Annotated in this window: 15 protein-coding genes; 7 read left to right on the top strand and 8 right to left on the bottom strand. The window is 64.4% G+C overall.

What is annotated here, in order from left to right:
- Nucleotides 1–229: 229 nt before the first annotated feature.
- On the top strand, nt 230–994 hold the full coding sequence (locus tag CF70_RS16635; protein WP_035866902.1) for a flagellar brake protein: 765 nt from the start codon (nt 230–232) through the stop codon (nt 992–994).
- Between the two features lie 269 nt (nt 995–1,263).
- On the opposite strand, the gene tnpA is transcribed toward CF70_RS16635, so the two are convergent.
- Nucleotides 1,264–1,692, bottom strand: coding sequence for an IS200/IS605 family transposase (gene tnpA, locus CF70_RS16630; protein WP_035866837.1), 429 nt, complete (start codon nt 1,690–1,692; stop codon nt 1,264–1,266).
- Nucleotides 1,693–1,738: 46 nt separating this feature from the next.
- Between tnpA and CF70_RS16625 the strand changes: the two genes are divergently transcribed.
- A complete protein-coding gene (locus tag CF70_RS16625; protein WP_035866835.1) occupies nt 1,739–2,833 on the top strand; it encodes an RNA-guided endonuclease InsQ/TnpB family protein in 1,095 nt (364 codons plus the stop codon).
- A 13-nt stretch (nt 2,834–2,846) separates the two neighbouring features.
- On the opposite strand, the gene CF70_RS16620 is transcribed toward CF70_RS16625, so the two are convergent.
- On the bottom strand, nt 2,847–3,197 hold the full coding sequence (locus CF70_RS16620) for a hypothetical protein (RefSeq protein WP_035866832.1): 351 nt from the start codon (nt 3,195–3,197) through the stop codon (nt 2,847–2,849).
- Nucleotides 3,198–3,887: 690 nt separating this feature from the next.
- Between CF70_RS16620 and CF70_RS16610 the strand changes: the two genes are divergently transcribed.
- The 3 genes from CF70_RS16610 (at nt 3,888) to CF70_RS16600 (ending at nt 7,174) form a co-directional block, all read left to right on the top strand.
- The gene (locus CF70_RS16610; protein WP_235185082.1) at nt 3,888–6,122 is read left to right on the top strand and encodes a S8 family peptidase; all 2,235 of its coding nucleotides are present in this window, start codon (nt 3,888–3,890) and stop codon (nt 6,120–6,122) included.
- Between the two features lie 31 nt (nt 6,123–6,153).
- Nucleotides 6,154–6,636 carry a hypothetical protein gene (locus tag CF70_RS16605; RefSeq protein ID WP_152561838.1) on the top strand — a complete coding sequence of 161 codons (483 nt, stop codon included), beginning with the start codon at nt 6,154–6,156 and terminating at the stop codon, nt 6,634–6,636.
- A gap of 160 nt (nt 6,637–6,796) precedes the next feature.
- Nucleotides 6,797–7,174, top strand: a complete 378-nt coding sequence (locus CF70_RS16600) for a hypothetical protein (protein ID WP_152561837.1) — start codon at nt 6,797–6,799, stop codon at nt 7,172–7,174.
- Nucleotides 7,175–7,229: 55 nt separating this feature from the next.
- Here the strand turns inward: CF70_RS16600 and CF70_RS16595 are convergent, their stop codons facing one another.
- From CF70_RS16595 to CF70_RS16570, 6 genes are all read right to left on the bottom strand, one after another.
- Complete coding sequence (locus CF70_RS16595) at nt 7,230–8,273, bottom strand: helix-turn-helix domain-containing protein (protein ID WP_035866821.1); 1,044 nt, start codon at nt 8,271–8,273, stop codon at nt 7,230–7,232.
- A 273-nt stretch (nt 8,274–8,546) separates the two neighbouring features.
- On the bottom strand, nt 8,547–11,666 hold the full coding sequence (locus CF70_RS16590; protein ID WP_035866819.1) for an efflux RND transporter permease subunit: 3,120 nt from the start codon (nt 11,664–11,666) through the stop codon (nt 8,547–8,549).
- 6 nt (nt 11,667–11,672) lie between these two features.
- Nucleotides 11,673–12,833: an efflux RND transporter periplasmic adaptor subunit gene (locus tag CF70_RS16585; protein WP_035866816.1), complete on the bottom strand. Its 1,161-nt coding sequence runs from the start codon at nt 12,831–12,833 to the stop codon at nt 11,673–11,675.
- A 2-nt stretch (nt 12,834–12,835) separates the two neighbouring features.
- Entirely contained in the window at nt 12,836–14,098 is a 1,263-nt protein-coding gene (locus CF70_RS16580) for a TolC family protein (RefSeq protein ID WP_414629457.1), read from the bottom strand.
- Between the two features lie 193 nt (nt 14,099–14,291).
- Entirely contained in the window at nt 14,292–14,765 is a 474-nt protein-coding gene (locus CF70_RS16575; protein ID WP_035866815.1) for a hypothetical protein, read from the bottom strand.
- A gap of 228 nt (nt 14,766–14,993) precedes the next feature.
- The gene (locus CF70_RS16570) at nt 14,994–15,620 is read right to left on the bottom strand and encodes a LysE family translocator (RefSeq protein ID WP_035866812.1); all 627 of its coding nucleotides are present in this window, start codon (nt 15,618–15,620) and stop codon (nt 14,994–14,996) included.
- A 107-nt stretch (nt 15,621–15,727) separates the two neighbouring features.
- Between CF70_RS16570 and CF70_RS16565 the strand changes: the two genes are divergently transcribed.
- Nucleotides 15,728–16,198 (top strand): Lrp/AsnC family transcriptional regulator, encoded by a 471-nt coding sequence (locus tag CF70_RS16565; RefSeq protein WP_035866809.1) that lies wholly within the window; start codon nt 15,728–15,730, stop codon nt 16,196–16,198.
- Between the two features lie 392 nt (nt 16,199–16,590).
- The coding region (locus CF70_RS34950; protein WP_152561836.1) for a hypothetical protein at nt 16,591–16,729 on the top strand (139 nt) is incomplete at its 3' end.

Below are 16,729 nucleotides of genomic sequence, written 5' to 3'. Positions count from 1 at the left end.
AATCCGGATCGGCATGCAGCGAACCATGGACGGCGCCCCCGCTATTCAGGCACTGCGGGAAGAACCTTGACTTCCGTATAAGTGAATGGGCTAAAGTCTCGCCACTTCCTGCCGTTATTCCTCATCGGGAAACGCCCTGCTCCTCCGCCGGACCGCCCGCCCATCTGAACATAGCGCCGCTGGAATCGAGACGCAGCCCTCCTCGATTCCCAATTTGCCGAAGGAATCCGTGAGCCTCGAACCCGCCAATGCCAAGCGCCAGACCGCTAGCACGCAAGCGCCAGACGGTTTCCCGCCCGATGCCCGCCACCGGCTCACCCTGCCCATACAGATCAGTGCCGTGCTGCTCGATCTTGCCTGGCTGAAGTGCGTTGTCAGGCTGCGCACGCGCGACGGCTACAGGATTGCCACCACATTGCTGAAGGTTGACCCCGTAGGCTGTACCTTCATCTTCGACGGATGCCGCACGGAAGCGGAGCGGGATTTGCTGCTGACATCGGACGAGATTGCCGTCTCCGCGGTGCTGCGCGATGTCAAGATCCGCTTCGTCATCAATAGACCCTACCCCATCAGGTATCAGGGCGGCATGGCCTGCGCCGCGGCCTTCCCGGCCCAGCTCTACCACTTTGAACGCCGCCGCCACCCCCGCGCACGCCCGGACGCCGCCATGGGCTATCGTTGCGAGCTGCGCACGCCCGATGACGAGGTCCTGAAGCTAGACATTGCCGACCTTTCGCTCTCCGGTGTCGGCCTTCGCACCAGTATCGCCAATACCGACCCATTTCCGACAGGCACGATCTTGCCGAAATGCAGGCTGGACTTTCGCAACCAGGGCGAACTGGAGTTCGACCTGCAGGTGGTCGGGCATGGTCTGGTGTGGAGCGACCAGCGCGCCATGCATCACATTGGCTGCACCTTTGTCTCCCTGGGCCCCGGCCAGCAGACCTTCATCCAGCGCCTGGTCTACCACATCGAGCTCGCGGGACGCGAATGACCGGGAAGCGGATGCCGGGAAGATAGGGTCCGGATGACTGCTGCCGACGCTGACGGACGGCAGCCAGTTCAGTCCGTGACCGCCAGTTCGTAACGGGCCACGGACCCTGCGCCTTTCCGCACGCAACTGTGCAGCGCAAAGCCGAAACGCTCGTAGAGCGTGGGCCACGAAGCGACGGCATGCTGCGTCCGCCTTACGGGCCGATCACCAGATGTGCGGGAAGCCCTGGAGTTTAGTCCGGGGTCGAGAGCACGGACGCCGCAGGCGTCCTAATGGGGCGCTTGCTGTTCCTCGATGTATTGCCGAAGGATATCTATCGGCGCACCACCGCACGATGACGCGAAGTAGGACGGGGACCACAACACGCCCCGCCGCTTCAGCCACGGATGAAAGTCTCCAAACTGCTGTCGGAGCATACGCGATGACACGCCTTTCAGCGACGCGACGAGATTCGACAACGCCACCTTCGGCGGGTAGTTGACCAACAGGTGTACGTGGTCGTACTCGCCGTTGAATTCCACCAACTCGGCTTCGAAGTCCCGGCAGACGTTTGCCAGTATCAACTGCATGGCGTCCAGGTGCTCTTTCTTGAACACGTTGCGCCGATATTTTGTAACGAATACCAAGTGAACATGCAGCGCAAAGACGCAATGCCGACCGTGCCGTAAATCGCTATCTGTCTTGCGTGGCCGCCCCATATTTTCCCTCTTGAGTATTTTCTAAGACCAAGTGTACTATCCAGGAATGGAAGCCACCAGGACACTGAAACTGCGAATCAAGGACAAGCACGCGAAGGCGATGCTTGCGATGGCTCGCGACGTTAATCAGGTCTGGAATTTCTGCAACGAGACCCAGTTCCGCAGCCTCAAGCGGTACTGCAATCGCCCGAAGGTCTGGTTATCCGGCTTCGACCTGCAAAAACTGACCAACGGCTTCAGCAAGTGCGAAGGCGTCTCCATCGGGTCGGCAACGCAGCAGCAGGTGTGCGAAGAATTCGCGACACGGCTCAAGCAGTTCAAACGGCAGCGTCTCAATTGGCGCGTGAGCGACCGCAAGTCCCCAAAATACTCGCTGGGATGGGTGCCGTTCAAGGCCCGTGCGCTGACGTACAAGAACGGCCAGGTCCGCTTCAACGGCATCAATATCGGGCTGTGGGACTCATATGGCCTGTCGAAATACGAATTGAAGGCGGGCAGTTTCAACGAGGACTCGCGCGGGCGTTGGTATCTCAACGTGGCCGTCAAGGTACAGATCGAAGAAAAGCGCGTGCCGGATGGTGCGTCGGTGCTCGGCATCGACCTTGGCCTGAAGTCGCTCGCGACGTATTGCAGTGGCGAAAAATTCGAGCCGAAGCAGTGGTATCGCGATTCGGAAGCGGCGCTGGGTATTGCGCAACGTGCTCGCAAGAAGAAGCGCGTGAAGGCTATCCACGCCAAAATCGCGAATCAGCGCAAGGACGCCATCCACAAGGAAACGTCGGCGCTTGTCAAAAGACATGCAGCAATCTTCGTCGGCAACGTGAACGCGAAGGCGCTGGCAAAAACGAACATGGCGAAGTCCGTGCTCGATGCCTCGTGGACGACGTTCCGGACACAACTCAAGTACAAGGCCATCAGGCAGTGCGTGGTGTTCGCAGAGGTCAACGAAGCGTTTTCAACCCAAACGTGCTCGTGCTGTGGCGTTATCCCGCCCAGCAGTCCGAAAGGTAGGGCCGGACTTGGAATAAGGCAGTGGAAGTGCAGCGATTGCGGAGCGGTACACGACCGCGACACAAACGCCGCCCGGAATATTGCCCGCCTGGGACTTCAGGCGCTTACAGAAGGAATCTCCGGGGTTTAGCCCGGAGAGGAAGTCAACCCCGGCGTACCGCGGTCACCTTGCCGTCCTTGACGTCCAGCGTGCGGCGCTGGGGGTTGTAGTCCATGGTGCCGGGCAGATGCTGGCCGTCGCGTTCGCCAAATCGCCAGGCACAGCCCTTGAGCAGTGCGACGGCATCGGCCTCGCTCTTGCCGATCAGCGCGTCATCGGCAAGCTTGTCAGCCTGGCAGCCCTCCGGCGTGCCACGGCTGCCTTGCGGGCCTGGGTTAGGTGCGGCGCTCACGGGTGGCTGGGCAGCGCATCCCGCCATTAGCGTTGCGAATACGATCGAACCTGCAGCGATATGCCGCTTCAGCGGGCTTTGCCCTTTTCGTTTTTGTTTCATGATTTTCCGGATAGAGAAGTGCAATAAATTCAGCCCGGCCGACAAGGCGCCGGATAAGTGTTCGCTGGACGTGCCAGGCAAGTGCTAATGGCCATCGGCATATGCCGCGCAATGTCCGGTGGAGAACGTATCATGGATTGATGCCGTCCGGCATTGCAACCTCCTGCCAAGGACTTCCAGTCCTTCCAGAAAATGGTCCGCGATACCGCGAACTCGCCGATCAATACGATCCGGAGGTCGATGATGCGTATCGTGTGTTTCGCGGCGGCGGCTGGTCCGATACCGAGAGGGGTTGCCTTGCCACGAATCGCCGTCGCGGTCATCCCACATTTGCCATCGTTGATCCGGGCTTTCGGCTTGCCCGATCGCCCGATGCCAGCGGCGGGTGATCCGGCTCACCGCCGGCTTTACCTGCATCAACCCATCGCCATGCCGCGCAAGTTCCCTTCCTGAAATAGCGGACAGGGGCGCAGCGCCCCCCCCTCGCGCATGCCCCGCCGGGTCCCGTGCCGGCGATGCTTGCCTGCCAGCGCCCGCGACACCCCCACGTGAGACGAAACGTCAGTTTTTGTGAGACGCAGCGTCAAGTGCCGAAACGATAACTCTGCAAAAATTGGCGCCGGTTCGAGGTACGCGCCAGCCCTCTAGAGAAAGAGCGCGGCCCCGGGCCTGACTGGCAAGCGACCTTCGATGGCGGGCACGACACCCTTGCCACCAGCGGGCCGCGCACGACCAGGCCATTCCAACAGGCCCTCGATAGCAACCAGGCAGCGCGGCTTGCGTCCGGCGCAATTTCATGCGCCGGCCCGGTCGCGTCTTCGGCGTTCGTCCATAGCGCCGCATGGCGGCGGGCAGCGTCCGCGCAATCGCATCGCCGCGGCTCGCCGACACCATGCAGTTCCCGCGGTATTCGGCCGGCACCAGTCATGGCGTAGTGAAAACTCAATTTTTAGAGCGGGTAATCTCATGCTGAAAAGAAGAACGAAACTAATATCGCTGACGCTTCTGGCGGCCGCCGCGCTCGCGGCGTGCGGGGGCGACAACCCGGAGACCGCGGCTACGAGCGCCCAGACGCCCGGCGCACCCGCGCCCGCGCCCACACCCGTGCCCCTGGCGTCAAGCTGTACCGAAACCGGCGTCGATGCGAAGTTTGCCTGTCAGACCGGGGTCACGGAGCCGCTGTACATCTACCAATGGGCGCTCAGGCAGGCCACCAGCTACTTCAAGTCATTCCCGGATACGGCGGATGGCGTCACCGACCTCAATGTGGAAGAAGCGCATGCCGCGGGTATCAAGGGCCAGGGCGTCAATGTCCTGGTTCTCGACGATGGCGTCGATATCAACAATGAGGACCTGGTCGCCAATGTGAACAAGTCGATGACTTACAACTTTGACGACGGCACCAGCAACCCCACGCCCGCCGATATCCCGATGAACATCAAGGACGCGCATGGCACCCATGTCGCCGGCATCATCAGCGCGGCGCAGAACGGCAAGGGCGTGATTGGCATCGCGCCCCGCGCCACCCTGGGCGGCGCGCGCTTCATCGGCACCGCGGGTGCCGACATCCTGCAGGCCTACGGCGGCGCAGACTGGTCCCGGAATGCCCATATCATCAATGCATCATACGGAGGGAACCCGGAGGTCCCGGACGAATACGACACCGCAACTGGGACCAGTGCCGTCATCCGGGCCTTCCCGAACCTGAGAAGCGGCAAGGGCCTGGTCATGGTGAAGGCATCAGGCAATGAGTACAACAACACCGGAGGCGACAAACCCCGGTTTTGCCCCGATATCGACGGGATAAGCGGCGTCCTCAGTTGCGAAAATCCCGCGAATGACACGGAAGCGCTTGAGCCCGGCGTCATCCTGGTAGGCGCGGCCAACGCCAGGGGCATCAAATCGAGTTACTCCAACGCCGGGGCGGTCAACTGGATCACCGGGCTCGGCGGTGAATATGGGGAGAAGGGGCAGTATGGAGAAGGCGGCTCCGGGCCGACGATCTACTCGACCGACCTGACCAGTTGCGCGAAAGGATATAGCCGCAACTACCTGGAACTGGCCAATGCATTCACCATTGGCGGCACCGCGACCAACAAGAAAGATAACCCGAACTGCGACTATTCCAGCATGAATGGCACCTCGGCCGCCACCCCGACCATCTCGGGGGTGGTTTCGCTGATGCTGGCGGCAAATCCGAACCTGACGTGGCGAGACGTCCGCGAGATTCTTCGCGTGACCGCCAGGAGAATCGATCCGAATTATGGCTCGCGCGACAGCCGGAATTTCCGGCTTGACCTGAAGCAGGGGACATTTACCGCCAGTGAAGATGCCAGCCTCGTCGATGGCAGCCAGACTGCGCGGCTGGATCTGGGCTGGCAAAAGAATGCCGCCGGCAACTACTACTCGAACTGGTACGGCTTCGGCCTGGCGGATGCCGCGGCCGCCGTCAGGCTGGCGAAGGCATACAGCGCCTACAAGCCGGCAACCCTGGAAATTGGCGGCTTCACCAAGGCGTTCGCGGATAGCGCGCAGCTCAAGTACGGTTCGGTCCAGAAGCTGGGCCAGTTCACGGTCGGCGGCAATGACAAGGTGGATGCCCTGCAGCTGAGACTGAGCGGCTCCATCTGCGTCGGCAGCGTTGGCATCTTTGTCAAATCCCCCTCGGGGACCATTTCCGCACTCGCCGTTCCATACAACAGCTACTACAGCACAGGCGTGCCGGAAGTGAAAAGCTACGGGCTGGGCAGCTATGCATTCCATGGCGAGAACGCCGCCGGGAATTGGGAGGTGTACGCAGTCAGCGCGATGCCGGCCCCCGCCGCGCCCGGCGCCTGCAGCAGCTTTCTGCCGGAAGCCGATGGTGCCAGCGTCAAGCTCAGCAAGCCCCTGGCTGTTGAGTACCGTGTGATTGCCGCGAAATAACGGGGCGAGGAAAATGATGATGAAAAAGAACTTGTCCCTCAGGGTCTTGCTATGCGGCGCCGCGGCGCTCGCCGCCACGCTGTGCCACGCGGGCGCGTCGGCCTATGTGGCCGGGCAGCAGCTTTCACCCGCGGAATTGAAGAGCCTTGCGGGCACGACGGCCGTTCGCCTTGGCAGCCAGTCGTTCCAGACGCTGCCGGCTTCGGCCACGGCAAAGAGTGCGGGCGCCATGGGGAGCCCGGTGACGCTGGTCGTGAACGACCGGGGCGTTGTCGGCGAGAGCCGCAACGAGGTGATTGTCTCGCAAGTATCAACCCAGGAAGTCCAGCAGAAAGTCGGCAAGCTAAGCCGCTCAGCCACCGGCATCCAGTACTTCGATCACATGAATATCAGCAAACTGACGTTCGCTTCCTTCCAGGACGCGGCGGCTGCCAGGGAGCAGCTCAAGACACTGCTTCCGCCGGCGGCGGGGGTCGATGTGCCGATCCGGTATGGCAAGCCCAAGGTGCGCTGAGCCGGTCTTCACGGCCGGAGTCACGCTGCTTTGCCTCGTTTGAAAACCACGGCTGCCTGGGGTCCCCGAAGAAGCGCCGGGGCGCTCCAGGCGCCGAAACGCCAGCCGGGAACTTGCGCCGGGCAGGCGCGATGCACCAGCGCCCCGTGGCGCGCTCCCGATGATGGAAATGCAACGACCATACCGAAGCCTGTGCGGCTTCCTCCTGGCAGTGCTGGCGGCAGGATGTACATCCTACAAGTACGTCCCCCCAAAATCCGATGCGGGCCGTCAATGCGTGACGACCTGCGAAACCAACAAGCAGATCTGCATCACCGGCAAGGAACAGGTCGCGGCCGTCAAGGAGCAGGCCTGTGAAACACGGCGCGCCAACACCCTTGCCACCTGCCTCGCCACCGCCGCGAATGACAAGGGCAAGGAGCAATGCACCAAGCGGCAGGCTTACTGCTCCAGCTACGCATCGACCCACAGCTGCGACAGCGCTTACCAGGCGTGCTACATACAGTGCGGCGGGCAGGTCATCGAAGTCGAGGACTGAGCCCTTGCCGCCAGGCGGCATCCGGGCCAGGCATCGGACGGCCCCCGAGACCGTGTCAGGCGCCGCTGCCGGTGGCAGTGAATTCGCCCCGCAGGCTCTCCAGCCATTCGTTGATGGTGGTCGCTTCGCTTGCGTCGGCCGGCGCCGCTGGCCAGCTGTTGCGCGGATGCTCCGCGAGCGCGCGCACCTCCCGCGGACTCAGGCTGAAGCGGCGGCGGAAGGCACGGCTGAAGGTGCTCTCATTCGAATAGGCGTAACGATATGCCAGCTCGGCGATGCTGAGCCCGCTGCCCTTGGACCGGGCAAGTTCATCGAAACAGCGGTCCAGCCTCCGGCCCTGGATGTAGGCGTTCACGCCGCCGTCGGCGTCGAACAGGCGGTAGAGGCTGGCTCGCGACAGGCGGAAAGCGCCGGCGACCTGTTCCGGCGAGAGCGCTTCCGCGGTCAGGTGTTCTTCGATATAGCGCTGCACCAGCTTGCGCATGCTGCGGCGTGCCGCCTTTTGCACGTCGGGCTCGCTATCGCGAAGCCTGGCGCCACCGCCCTCCAGCATGATCAGCGCCGCGGTGACCGATGCCGCCCTCTCCTCGCCTGTCAGCGTGTCGCCAGCCAGCAGGAGTTGCGACAGGTGCGACGCCAGCAGGCGCGCCGATCCCTGGCCGGCGTCCAGCACCGTACCGTGCAGGTTCCAGCTCCGCAGCGACGCGGGAAGGCGATCGCGCGGCACGGTAAGGGTGATATTGGCAAACGGCGGTGTCCAGCTATCCAGCGTCCGCCCCAAGTCGAGCACGCTGATCGAACCCACGCCAGCATTGAGCGCCCGGTTGCCATACTCGCCCTGAACGCCGCCCGCGGCATAGAGCTGAATCAGGATGTGGTCGATATTGCTGCGCCGGATCTCGACGATGCCGCGCTTGAAGCGATGCTCCACGGAGCCGGCGCAGCGCGCGATCAGGCTGTCTCCCAGATGCAACGCCATCAATTCACCCGTGAAGGCGCCCTGCGCGGCGCCAATCCTGACGTCGAAGAGCGGCGCCAGCGCCGCGCGCCAGAGTTCGCAGGCTTCCGGAAGTACGCGCCCGTCGAGGCGGACGTGCACTTGCGGCGGCGCTGCCTCCGCACCGGCTTCGAATTCTTCTGCAATCTGTGCTGATGCTGGCCCTGACACGTTATTCCCTGGAGGCGTTACGGTAAAAGGCTTCGGCGCCCCGCCGCCCCGGTGCGACGCCATGCCGTGCCTTGCGCGTTGGTCCGCGGCAGCGCACATGATATCGAATGGACGGGGTCATGCGTTAGCGCACCAGCTTGCACCAAAGAAAAACGCCCCGCCGAAACCGCGTGGGGCGCTGCCTGACTGTGCGATGGGCCTGTACTACACCGGCACATCCTTCATCGGGTCCGGCTTCCGGTTATCGAACCAGCGGTACAGCGTAGGCACCATCACCAGCGTCAGCAGGGTCGACGTAATCAGCCCGCCGATCACGACCACCGCCAGCGGACGCTGCACTTCGGAGCCTGGGCCGGTGGAGAACAGGAAGGGCACCAGCCCCAGCATGGCGATGGTGGCCGTCATCATCACCGGGCGGAATCGCTGGGTCGCGCCCTGGATCACGGCCTGGTCCAGCGACAGGCCGGAATCGCGCAGCGTGCGGATATACGACACCAGCACCACCCCGTTGAGCACCGCCATGCCCCACAGCGCGATAAAGCCCACCGAGGCCGGCACCGACAGGTACTCGCCGGTGATGAACAGGCCGATGATGCCGCCGATGGAAGCAAACGGCAGCACGGTGATGATCAGCGTGGCAAAGCGCACGGAGTTGAACAGCAGGAACAGCAGGAAGAAGATCGCGGCGATGGTCACCGGCACGATGATCTTCAGGTGGCCCATGGCGCGTTCCATGTTCTGGAACTGCCCGCCCCACTCCAGGTAATAGCCTTCCGGCAGCTTGACCTTGCTGTCCGCCGCCTGCTGCAGCTCGGCGACGAAGCCGCCGAGGTCGCGGTCCTTCACATTGATCATCACCACCACGCGGCGCTTGGCCATTTCGCGGCTGATCTGCGCGGGACCGTCGGTGACTTCGATCTTCGCCACGCTTTGCAGCGGCACCTGGGCGCCGTTGGGCGTGGCCACCAGCAGTTGGCGGATGGCCTGCACGTTGTCGCGGAACTCTTCCGGCAGGCGCACCGCCGCGGCAAAGCGGCGCTCGCCTTCGAAGATGTCCGTGGCGCGCTTGCCGCCGATGGCGATCTCGATGATGTCGTGGATGTCCGAGGCATTGAGCCCGTAGCGCGCAATGGCCTGGCGGTCGATCTCGATCGACAGGTACTGCTGCCCGGAGATGCGCTCGATGCGGATATCCTGCGAGCCCTGGATGCCGCCCGCCACGCGGGCGATTTCGCCGGCCAGCTCACGCAGCTTGTCGAGGTCATCGCCGAACACCTTCACCGCCACGTCCGAACGCACGCCGCTGACCATCTCGTCGACGCGGTCGGAAATCGGCTGCGCCATCACGATCTGCACGCCGGGGATGGCCTTGAGCTTTTCGCGGATCGCGTTGGCGATATCGTCCTGGGTCCAGCCGTCCGGCCACTCGTCGCGGTCCTTCAGGCTGGCGATGGGCGTGGATTCGTTCTGGCCCTGCGGGTCGGCCGGGCTTTCGCCACGGCCCACGCCGGACACCACCGACTTCACGCCCGGCACCGACAGCACCAGCTTGTTGGCCGCCATCTCCAGCTTGACCGACTCCTCCAGCGAGATATTGGGCACGCGGTCCAGCGCCGGCACGATCGAGCCCTCCTTCATCTCGGGGATAAAGGAGGTGCCCAGCAGCGGCACGATGGCGACGGTGGCCATGAATGCCGCCACCGCGCCGATCACGGTCTTGCGGCTATTGTTCAGCGCCCAGTGCAGCATGCGCAGGTAGTGGCGCTTCATGAAGGCGATCAGCCAGGTATCGTGCTCCGCACCGCCCTTGAGCAGGTAGGACGACAACACCGGCGAGAGCGTCAGCGACAGGAACAGCGAAATCGCCAGCGCAATCGAGATGGTGAACGCCAGCGGCGCGAACATCTTGCCTTCCATGCCGGTCAGCGTCATCAGCGGCAGGAACACCAGGATGATGATGCCCACGCCGACGATCACCGGCGTGGCCACTTCCTGCACTGCCTTGACCAGGATCTCGGTCTTGGTCATGCCGCTCTTGTCACGATGGCCGAGCCGCTCGAACGCGTTCTCCACCACCACCACCGAGCCGTCCACCATCAAGCCGATGGCGATGGCCAGCCCCCCCAGCGACATCAGGTTGGCCGACAAGCCCACCTGGTTCATCACCATGAAGGTCATCAGCGGCGTCAGCACCAGCGTGGCCAGCACGATGACGGACGAGCGCACATCCCCCAGGAACAGGAAGAGCACGATCACCACCAGCACCACGCCTTCGAGCAGCACCTTGGTGACTGTCCACAGCGCCGAATCCACCAGCTCGCTGCGGTCGTAGTACGGCACGATCTGCAGCTTGCCCGGCAGCATGCCGCGCTCGTTGATCTCGGCCACGCGGGCCTTGACGCGGCTCACCACTGCCTTGGCATTGCCGCCGCGCATCATCATGACGATGCCGCCGACCGACTCGGTCTCGCCGTTCTTGACCAGCGCGCCCTGGCGCACCTCGTGGCCGATGGTCACATTGGCCACGTCGCGCACATAGACCGGCGTGCCCGAGATCTCCTTGAGCACGATGCTGCCGATATCGTCCACGCCGCGGGCCAGGCCCACGCCGCGGATCAGGTATTGCTCGGCATAGTGCGGCAGCACGCCGCCGCCGGAGTTGGCGTTATTGCGCGCGAGCGACTGGTAGACCTGCTGCAGCGTGACCCCGTAATGCCGCATGCGGTCCGGGTTGACCAGCACCTGGTATTGCTTGACGAAGCCGCCCTGCGAGTTGATTTCCGCCACGCCGGGAATCGAGCGCAGCAGCGGGCGCACCACCCAGTCCTGCGCGATGCGGCGCTCGGAGAGTTCCTCGGGCGTCAACGCGCGGTTGCCGTCGTCGGTGCGGTCCAGCGTGTACTGGTAGACCTCGCCCAGGCCGGTGGAGACCGGGCCGAGCACCGGCGTCACGCCCTCGGGCATGCGGCCGGCCACTTCGATCAGGCGCTCCATCACCAGCTGGCGGGCGAAGTAGACATCCGTCGCATCGGTGAACACCAGCGTGATCAGCGACAGGCCCGCCTTGTTGAGCGAGCGCATCTCTTCCAGGCCCGGCAGCCCGGTCATCGCCATTTCCACCGGCACGGTGACAAAGCGCTCGACCTCCTCCGGCGAACGGCCGGTGGCTTCGGTGGCGATCTGCACCTGTACGTTGGTGACATCGGGGAAGGCATCCACCGACAGTTTGGTCGCCGCGCGCAGGCCGAAGAAGAACAGCACAACGGCCAGCACGCAAACCACCAGCCGCTGCTTGATAGCGGCTTCCACAAGGGCTTTCATCATGATCGATTACCCCTGTTCCAGGCGCTTGCGCTCGTTGTCCAGATGGAAGGCGCCGTCCACCACGATGCGCTCGCCCGGTTTCACGCCGCCCTGCACTACGCGCATGCCGTCGCTCTCGGCGCCCAGCTTGACCTTGGTCAGGCGGTACAGGCCACCGGCCTGCTCCACGTACACCAGTTCGTCGTTGCCGTCGCGCACGATGGCGGATTCGGGGATCACCAGTTGCTCGGACGGCGCGCTGGCAATCAGCATGCTGGCCAGCATGGCCGGCTTCAGGCGCCCTTCGCGGTTCTCCAGCTCGGTGCGGACCAGCACGGTGCGCGTTTGCGGATTCACGGTACGGCCCACGTAGATGAGCTTGCCGGTGATCTGCTTCTGGCCAGCGCCATTGCCCAGCGACGGCACCTCGATATCCACGCTCTGGCCCTCGGCCACCAGCGCCGCCTGCTGCTCCGGCACCTCCGCCACCACCCATACGCGCGACAGGTCGGCTACGGTGTACAGCGCGTCGGCAGGCTGCACCACCTGGCCTTGCGCCACGTTGCGCTCCACCACGGTGCCGCTGATGCTGGAGAACACCGGCGAGTAGGAATCGATGCTGCCGCTCCTGGCGAGTTGCGCCACGGCGGCGGGCGACATGCCAAGCACGCGCAGCTGGTCGCGGTAGGCACGCATCTCCGCCGACGAGATCGCCAGCTCGCTCTCGCGACGCTGCAGCTCGCCGCGGCCGATCACGTCGGCGGCGAACAACTGGCGCGCGCGCTCGGCGTTGCGGACCTGCAGCTCGGTCTGGGCCTCGGCCTTCAGAAAGGCCATCTGGGCCGCGCCCAGTTCGCTGCTATGCAGGCGGGCGAGCACCTGGCCCGCCTTGACCTCCTGGCCCAGGATGCCGTAGAGATCCGTCACGCGGCCGGTCACGCTGGCGCCGATGCGGGCCACGCGCTGTTCGTCGAAATCGATGCGCCCGGACACGCGCAGCACTTCGCTGAAGGCGCTGGTGGCGACCGGCGCCACTTTGAGCGATGCCTGCAGGGTGCCTTCCGGCTTGACTACGCCGGGCGGCTGCCTGGGCGCTTCGGTGGCGGGCGCGGGTTCGTCGGAGCAGCCTGCCAGGGAAAACAGCAGGACCGCGGTTGCCGTCAGGGAAAGAAGGAAATGGGGACGCATGCTTATTTGGTTTCCGTAGGTGCCGAAGGAGCGAAGGGAGCCGTGGGTGCCCCGGTCTGCCCGGGCACGCTCGACAGCAGCTTCTCGATCTGGATGGTGGCCGCCTGCAATTCGTACTGCGCGGCGATCAGGTCGCTGCGCGCGCCGCGCAGCACGCGCTGGGCATCGAGGTAATCCAGGATGCCGCGCTCGCCAAAGCGATAGGCCGACTCGGCCACCGAGAGCGCGGACTCGGCCTGGCGCACGATGCCGCCTTCCAGCGCGCTCACCTGCGCCTGCGTGATCTCGTATTGCCGGTAGGCCGACTCCAGCTCCTGCGCAAGCTCGAACTCGCGCGCCTCCAGCGCGGAGCGGGCCTGGATCGCCTGCGCGGTGGCCTCGCCCACCGGGCCGCCGCGGCGGTCCCACAGCGGGATGGTGAGGACCAGGCCGACCTGCGAGACCGTGTTGTCGGGCTGGCGTTCGGCGCTGGCGCGCACCGCCAGTTCCGGCAGCCTCAGCGAGCGCTGGTAGTCCACGGCCAGGCTGGCCCGGTCGGCTTCCAGGCGGCGCTGGGTCAGTTCGGCGTTGGTCCCGGTCAGCGTATCGCGCAGCACCGGCAGGGCCGGCAGCGCCGGCGCCTGGTTCAGGCTGCCAGCCAGCGAATAGGCCGCCGGCAAGGCGCCGCCCACCTGCTGGCGCAGCGCGGCCTTGGCCTGGTTGACCCGCAACTGGGCGCTCTGCAGCGTCTTTTGCGCACCGAGCAGTTCGGTGTCGGCCTTGATCAGCTCATAGCGCGGCGCTTCGCCAACCTCCACCCGCAGGCGGGCGCGGTCCTGGATCTGCCGCATCATGGCCAGGTCTTCCCTGGCCGCGGCCAGTTCCATCTCGCGCCGCAATACGTCGAAATACGACGTCTTGACGCGCGCCGCCAGATCCGCCCGGAACGCCTGGCGGCCAGCTTCGGTAGCTTCCAGGCTACGCCCGGCGATCTCGGCGCGCAGTTTGCGCTGCTGCGGATAGTCCAGCTTCTGGGTGATGGCCACGGTCGGCGCGGCGCCACCGGCCACACCGGAGGTACGCGGCGACAGGCGGCCGTACAGCACCTCCACCTGCGGATTGGGATAGGCGCGCGCGCTGGTCACGGCGGCGCTGGCGGCATCCACGCCGGCCTGCGCCGCTTCGACGCCTTTGTTGGTGGACTGCGAAAGGGACAGCAGTTGCGGCAAGGTGAACGTTTCCGCCGCGAGAGCCGGCAAGGCTCCGAGCGACAGCAACGCCACCATGGAAAACATAGTGATCTGTTTGATCTGCATGACAAATGGGGGCAGGCGAAACGGCTGCGCGCCCGCCGCCGGCGCGCGCAAGAAGCGCGCGCCGACGGTCAGCCAGCGATCGCGGACGCGATCGGGCCCAGGCGCCCAGGCAATGGGAACGCAGCCCGGGCACGCCAATGGCGCGCCGGGGTTGCCAGGGCTGTCAGATCAGGGAAATGGGCGGCTTGAAGAAGGCCGCGGGCAAAGGCTCCGGGCGCGCCGGGAGCTGTTGCGCGATCTCGTTGGGCGGCAGCGAGACGCGTACGGTCGGCAGCGCGAAGAGCGCGCTGGATTCCTCGATCTCGTCGAGCATGTCGAGCGGGTCGAGCAGGTCGGCGGACCAGATTTCGCAGTAGCCGGGCGGGTTGTCGTCCTCCGCCAGCAACTCCGCGGCCGATTCGCCCGGCAGCCCATCGTCGCCCGGCGCCACAACGCGTTCCAGGTCGGCACCGCCATCCAGTTCGTCGAGGGTGCGGGCGAGCGAGGATTCCAGGATCACGCGGTCGAGCGGGTCAAGCCGCTCGGCCTGGGCAGACTCGAATGCAGCCCCCGCCGCACCGGCGTGCGAACCCGCCGCTGCCCCGAAGGACAGCAGAGACAAGCACAGAACGGTCAGCAGGAGCAGCAGGGATCGCATGAATTGGGGGGAAACCGAGATGGCGCAGTGCTCGCCGCAGGATGCTAATGGCCCGAAATGGCCTGTTGCGAGGCGATGGTGCACTACAGCATTGTAACTGAACGCAATGCATAGACAGGGAAGCGCCCGGCATGTTCCTGAAGCGTTGCGAAAGTTGCCAGCTGCCTTTTGAGCAACGCCGGTAGCAAGTCGAGAAGCGCCGGTCATTGATCGGGCAGGTTTGCCATATCAAGTTCCCACAACCGAAATCCATTGCCACATCGCAAACGCGGCCAGCACGAGGGCCGAGGCCGCGTTGATGCGCTGGCGCCAGGCGGGCGTGAACAGATGGCGGCCCCGTGCGACCACCAGGGAAAGCGCGAGCCACCAGAGCGATGACCCGGCAAATACCCCCAGGATCATGGGAACGGGAGAAACCGGGCCCAGGGCACCGCCGCCCAATGCGCCGAACACGGCCACAAACGACAGGATGGTGGCGGGATTGGACAGCGTCAGGACAAAGGTGCCGGCGAGACAACGCAGCAGATCCGAGCCGCCGGGCACGGACGCCGCCGATGCCGCCAGCGGCGCGCGCCAGGTACGCCAGGCCAGCCAGAGCAACAAGGCGCCGCCGCCCAGCGCCAGGGGCATGCGCGCGGCGGCAAGCGCGTGGATGATCCAGCTGACCCCGAAGGCGCCGATCGCGCCATACACGGAGTCCGCCAGCGCGGCTCCCATGCCGGTGGCCAATCCCACCGCCATGCCGCGCTCAAGCGTGCGCTGAATCGTCAGGAGCCCGATGGGGCCGACCGGCGCCGCGATCGAAATCCCGACCAGGGCCGCCTTGACGAAGAGGAGAAGTGTCGTCGAATCCATGCACCGATGGTATCCCGTTCTCCGCGGTGCATGAATCATGTAAATTCTGTGGTTCGGCAGACGTGCTTTCGATTTTTTAAGCTGCCCGGCCAAAGTACGGAAACCCTATGCTTGAACTCGATGACAAGGCATGGCGCCTGATCCAGTCCATCCAGGCCGATGGGCGGCAACCGCTCAAGGTGCTGGCCGCAGCCACAGGCTTGTCCATCCCCGCTACGCTGGAGCGCCTGCGCCGCCTGGAAGAGGCCGGCGTGGTGCGAGGATTCCATGCGGACATCGACCCGAAGGCCGTGGGCTACAGCGTGCGCGCCATGGTGGGAATCAATGTGCCTCAGCCGGGCAAGCAGGCGTTGCTGGACAAACTCCGCAACTCGCCGCGCGTACTCGAATGCCATCATGTCAGCGGCAACGATTCCTACATGCTATCCGTGGTGGCCACCGATCTGGAGGACCTGGAGTTGTTCCTCTCCCAGATCAACGGGTTCGGCGAGACAAGGACTTCCATTGTCTTCTCGACGCCGATTGAGCGCCGGGGGCTTGCGCCGCCGGCGCAACGGGAACCAAGGCCGGCCGGCTAGCCCCCGGCATTCGCGCAATGCCTCGATCGAATTCAAGGCGGGTTGAGATTATTTCAAATCCGGGCCATGGTTATATTCCCGTCTCCTCCTGATTTCGCCCGCACTTCGCTGATACGGTAAATTAGGCGCGCTCTGATACTGTACGGCAGCCTGGGGCACGGCTACGCTTGGTCCGATACTCTCCGCGCGATCATTCTCATGGCGATCAGGCCATGCCAACCGCGGTGGCGGCGGTTTGTATCGCTCCCGATACGCCGCGTCTTTTCCGGCATGAATATGCCGGAATATCGCTCGCGAAACCGAAGCCGACACTCCCGAAGATTGATGGAATCACAGCATTCCGTTAATCCAGCCCGAAGCACGATTGGCGTGCCAATCTCGTACTGCAAATCATGACCACCACACCCGAAAATAACGAAGCAAAGCCGGATAGCACACCTGACCAAAGCCGCGAATCACTGCGCAAGGCCGCCCTGGAATATCATGAGTTTCCGACACGCGGCAAGATCTCGGTCACGCCGACCAAGCCGC

Origin of the sequence: Cupriavidus sp. SK-3 (assembly GCF_000611145.1) — a bacterium.
Taxonomy (GTDB): Bacteria; Pseudomonadota; Gammaproteobacteria; order Burkholderiales; family Burkholderiaceae; genus Cupriavidus.
The sequence above is the reverse complement of the archived record's forward strand: the minus strand, read 5'-3'. Positions and strand labels throughout refer to the sequence as shown.

Excerpts from the sequence above, each read along its gene's own strand:
- tnpA (WP_035866837.1), bottom strand. The coding sequence starts at position 1,692 with ATGGGGCGGCCACGCAAGACAGATAGCGATTTACGGCACGGTCGGCAT.
- CF70_RS16625 (WP_035866835.1), top strand. The coding sequence starts at position 1,739 with ATGGAAGCCACCAGGACACTGAAACTGCGAATCAAGGACAAGCACGCG.
- CF70_RS16620 (WP_035866832.1), bottom strand. The coding sequence starts at position 3,197 with ATGAAACAAAAACGAAAAGGGCAAAGCCCGCTGAAGCGGCATATCGCT.
- CF70_RS16610 (WP_235185082.1), top strand. The coding sequence starts at position 3,888 with ATGGCGGGCACGACACCCTTGCCACCAGCGGGCCGCGCACGACCAGGC.
- CF70_RS16600 (WP_152561837.1), top strand. The coding sequence starts at position 6,797 with ATGATGGAAATGCAACGACCATACCGAAGCCTGTGCGGCTTCCTCCTG.
- CF70_RS16590 (WP_035866819.1), bottom strand. The coding sequence starts at position 11,666 with ATGATGAAAGCCCTTGTGGAAGCCGCTATCAAGCAGCGGCTGGTGGTT.
- CF70_RS16585 (WP_035866816.1), bottom strand. The coding sequence starts at position 12,833 with ATGCGTCCCCATTTCCTTCTTTCCCTGACGGCAACCGCGGTCCTGCTG.
- CF70_RS16580 (WP_414629457.1), bottom strand. The coding sequence starts at position 14,098 with ATGGTGGCGTTGCTGTCGCTCGGAGCCTTGCCGGCTCTCGCGGCGGAA.
- CF70_RS16575 (WP_035866815.1), bottom strand. The coding sequence starts at position 14,765 with ATGCGATCCCTGCTGCTCCTGCTGACCGTTCTGTGCTTGTCTCTGCTG.
- CF70_RS16570 (WP_035866812.1), bottom strand. The coding sequence starts at position 15,620 with ATGGATTCGACGACACTTCTCCTCTTCGTCAAGGCGGCCCTGGTCGGG.
- CF70_RS16565 (WP_035866809.1), top strand. The coding sequence starts at position 15,728 with ATGCTTGAACTCGATGACAAGGCATGGCGCCTGATCCAGTCCATCCAG.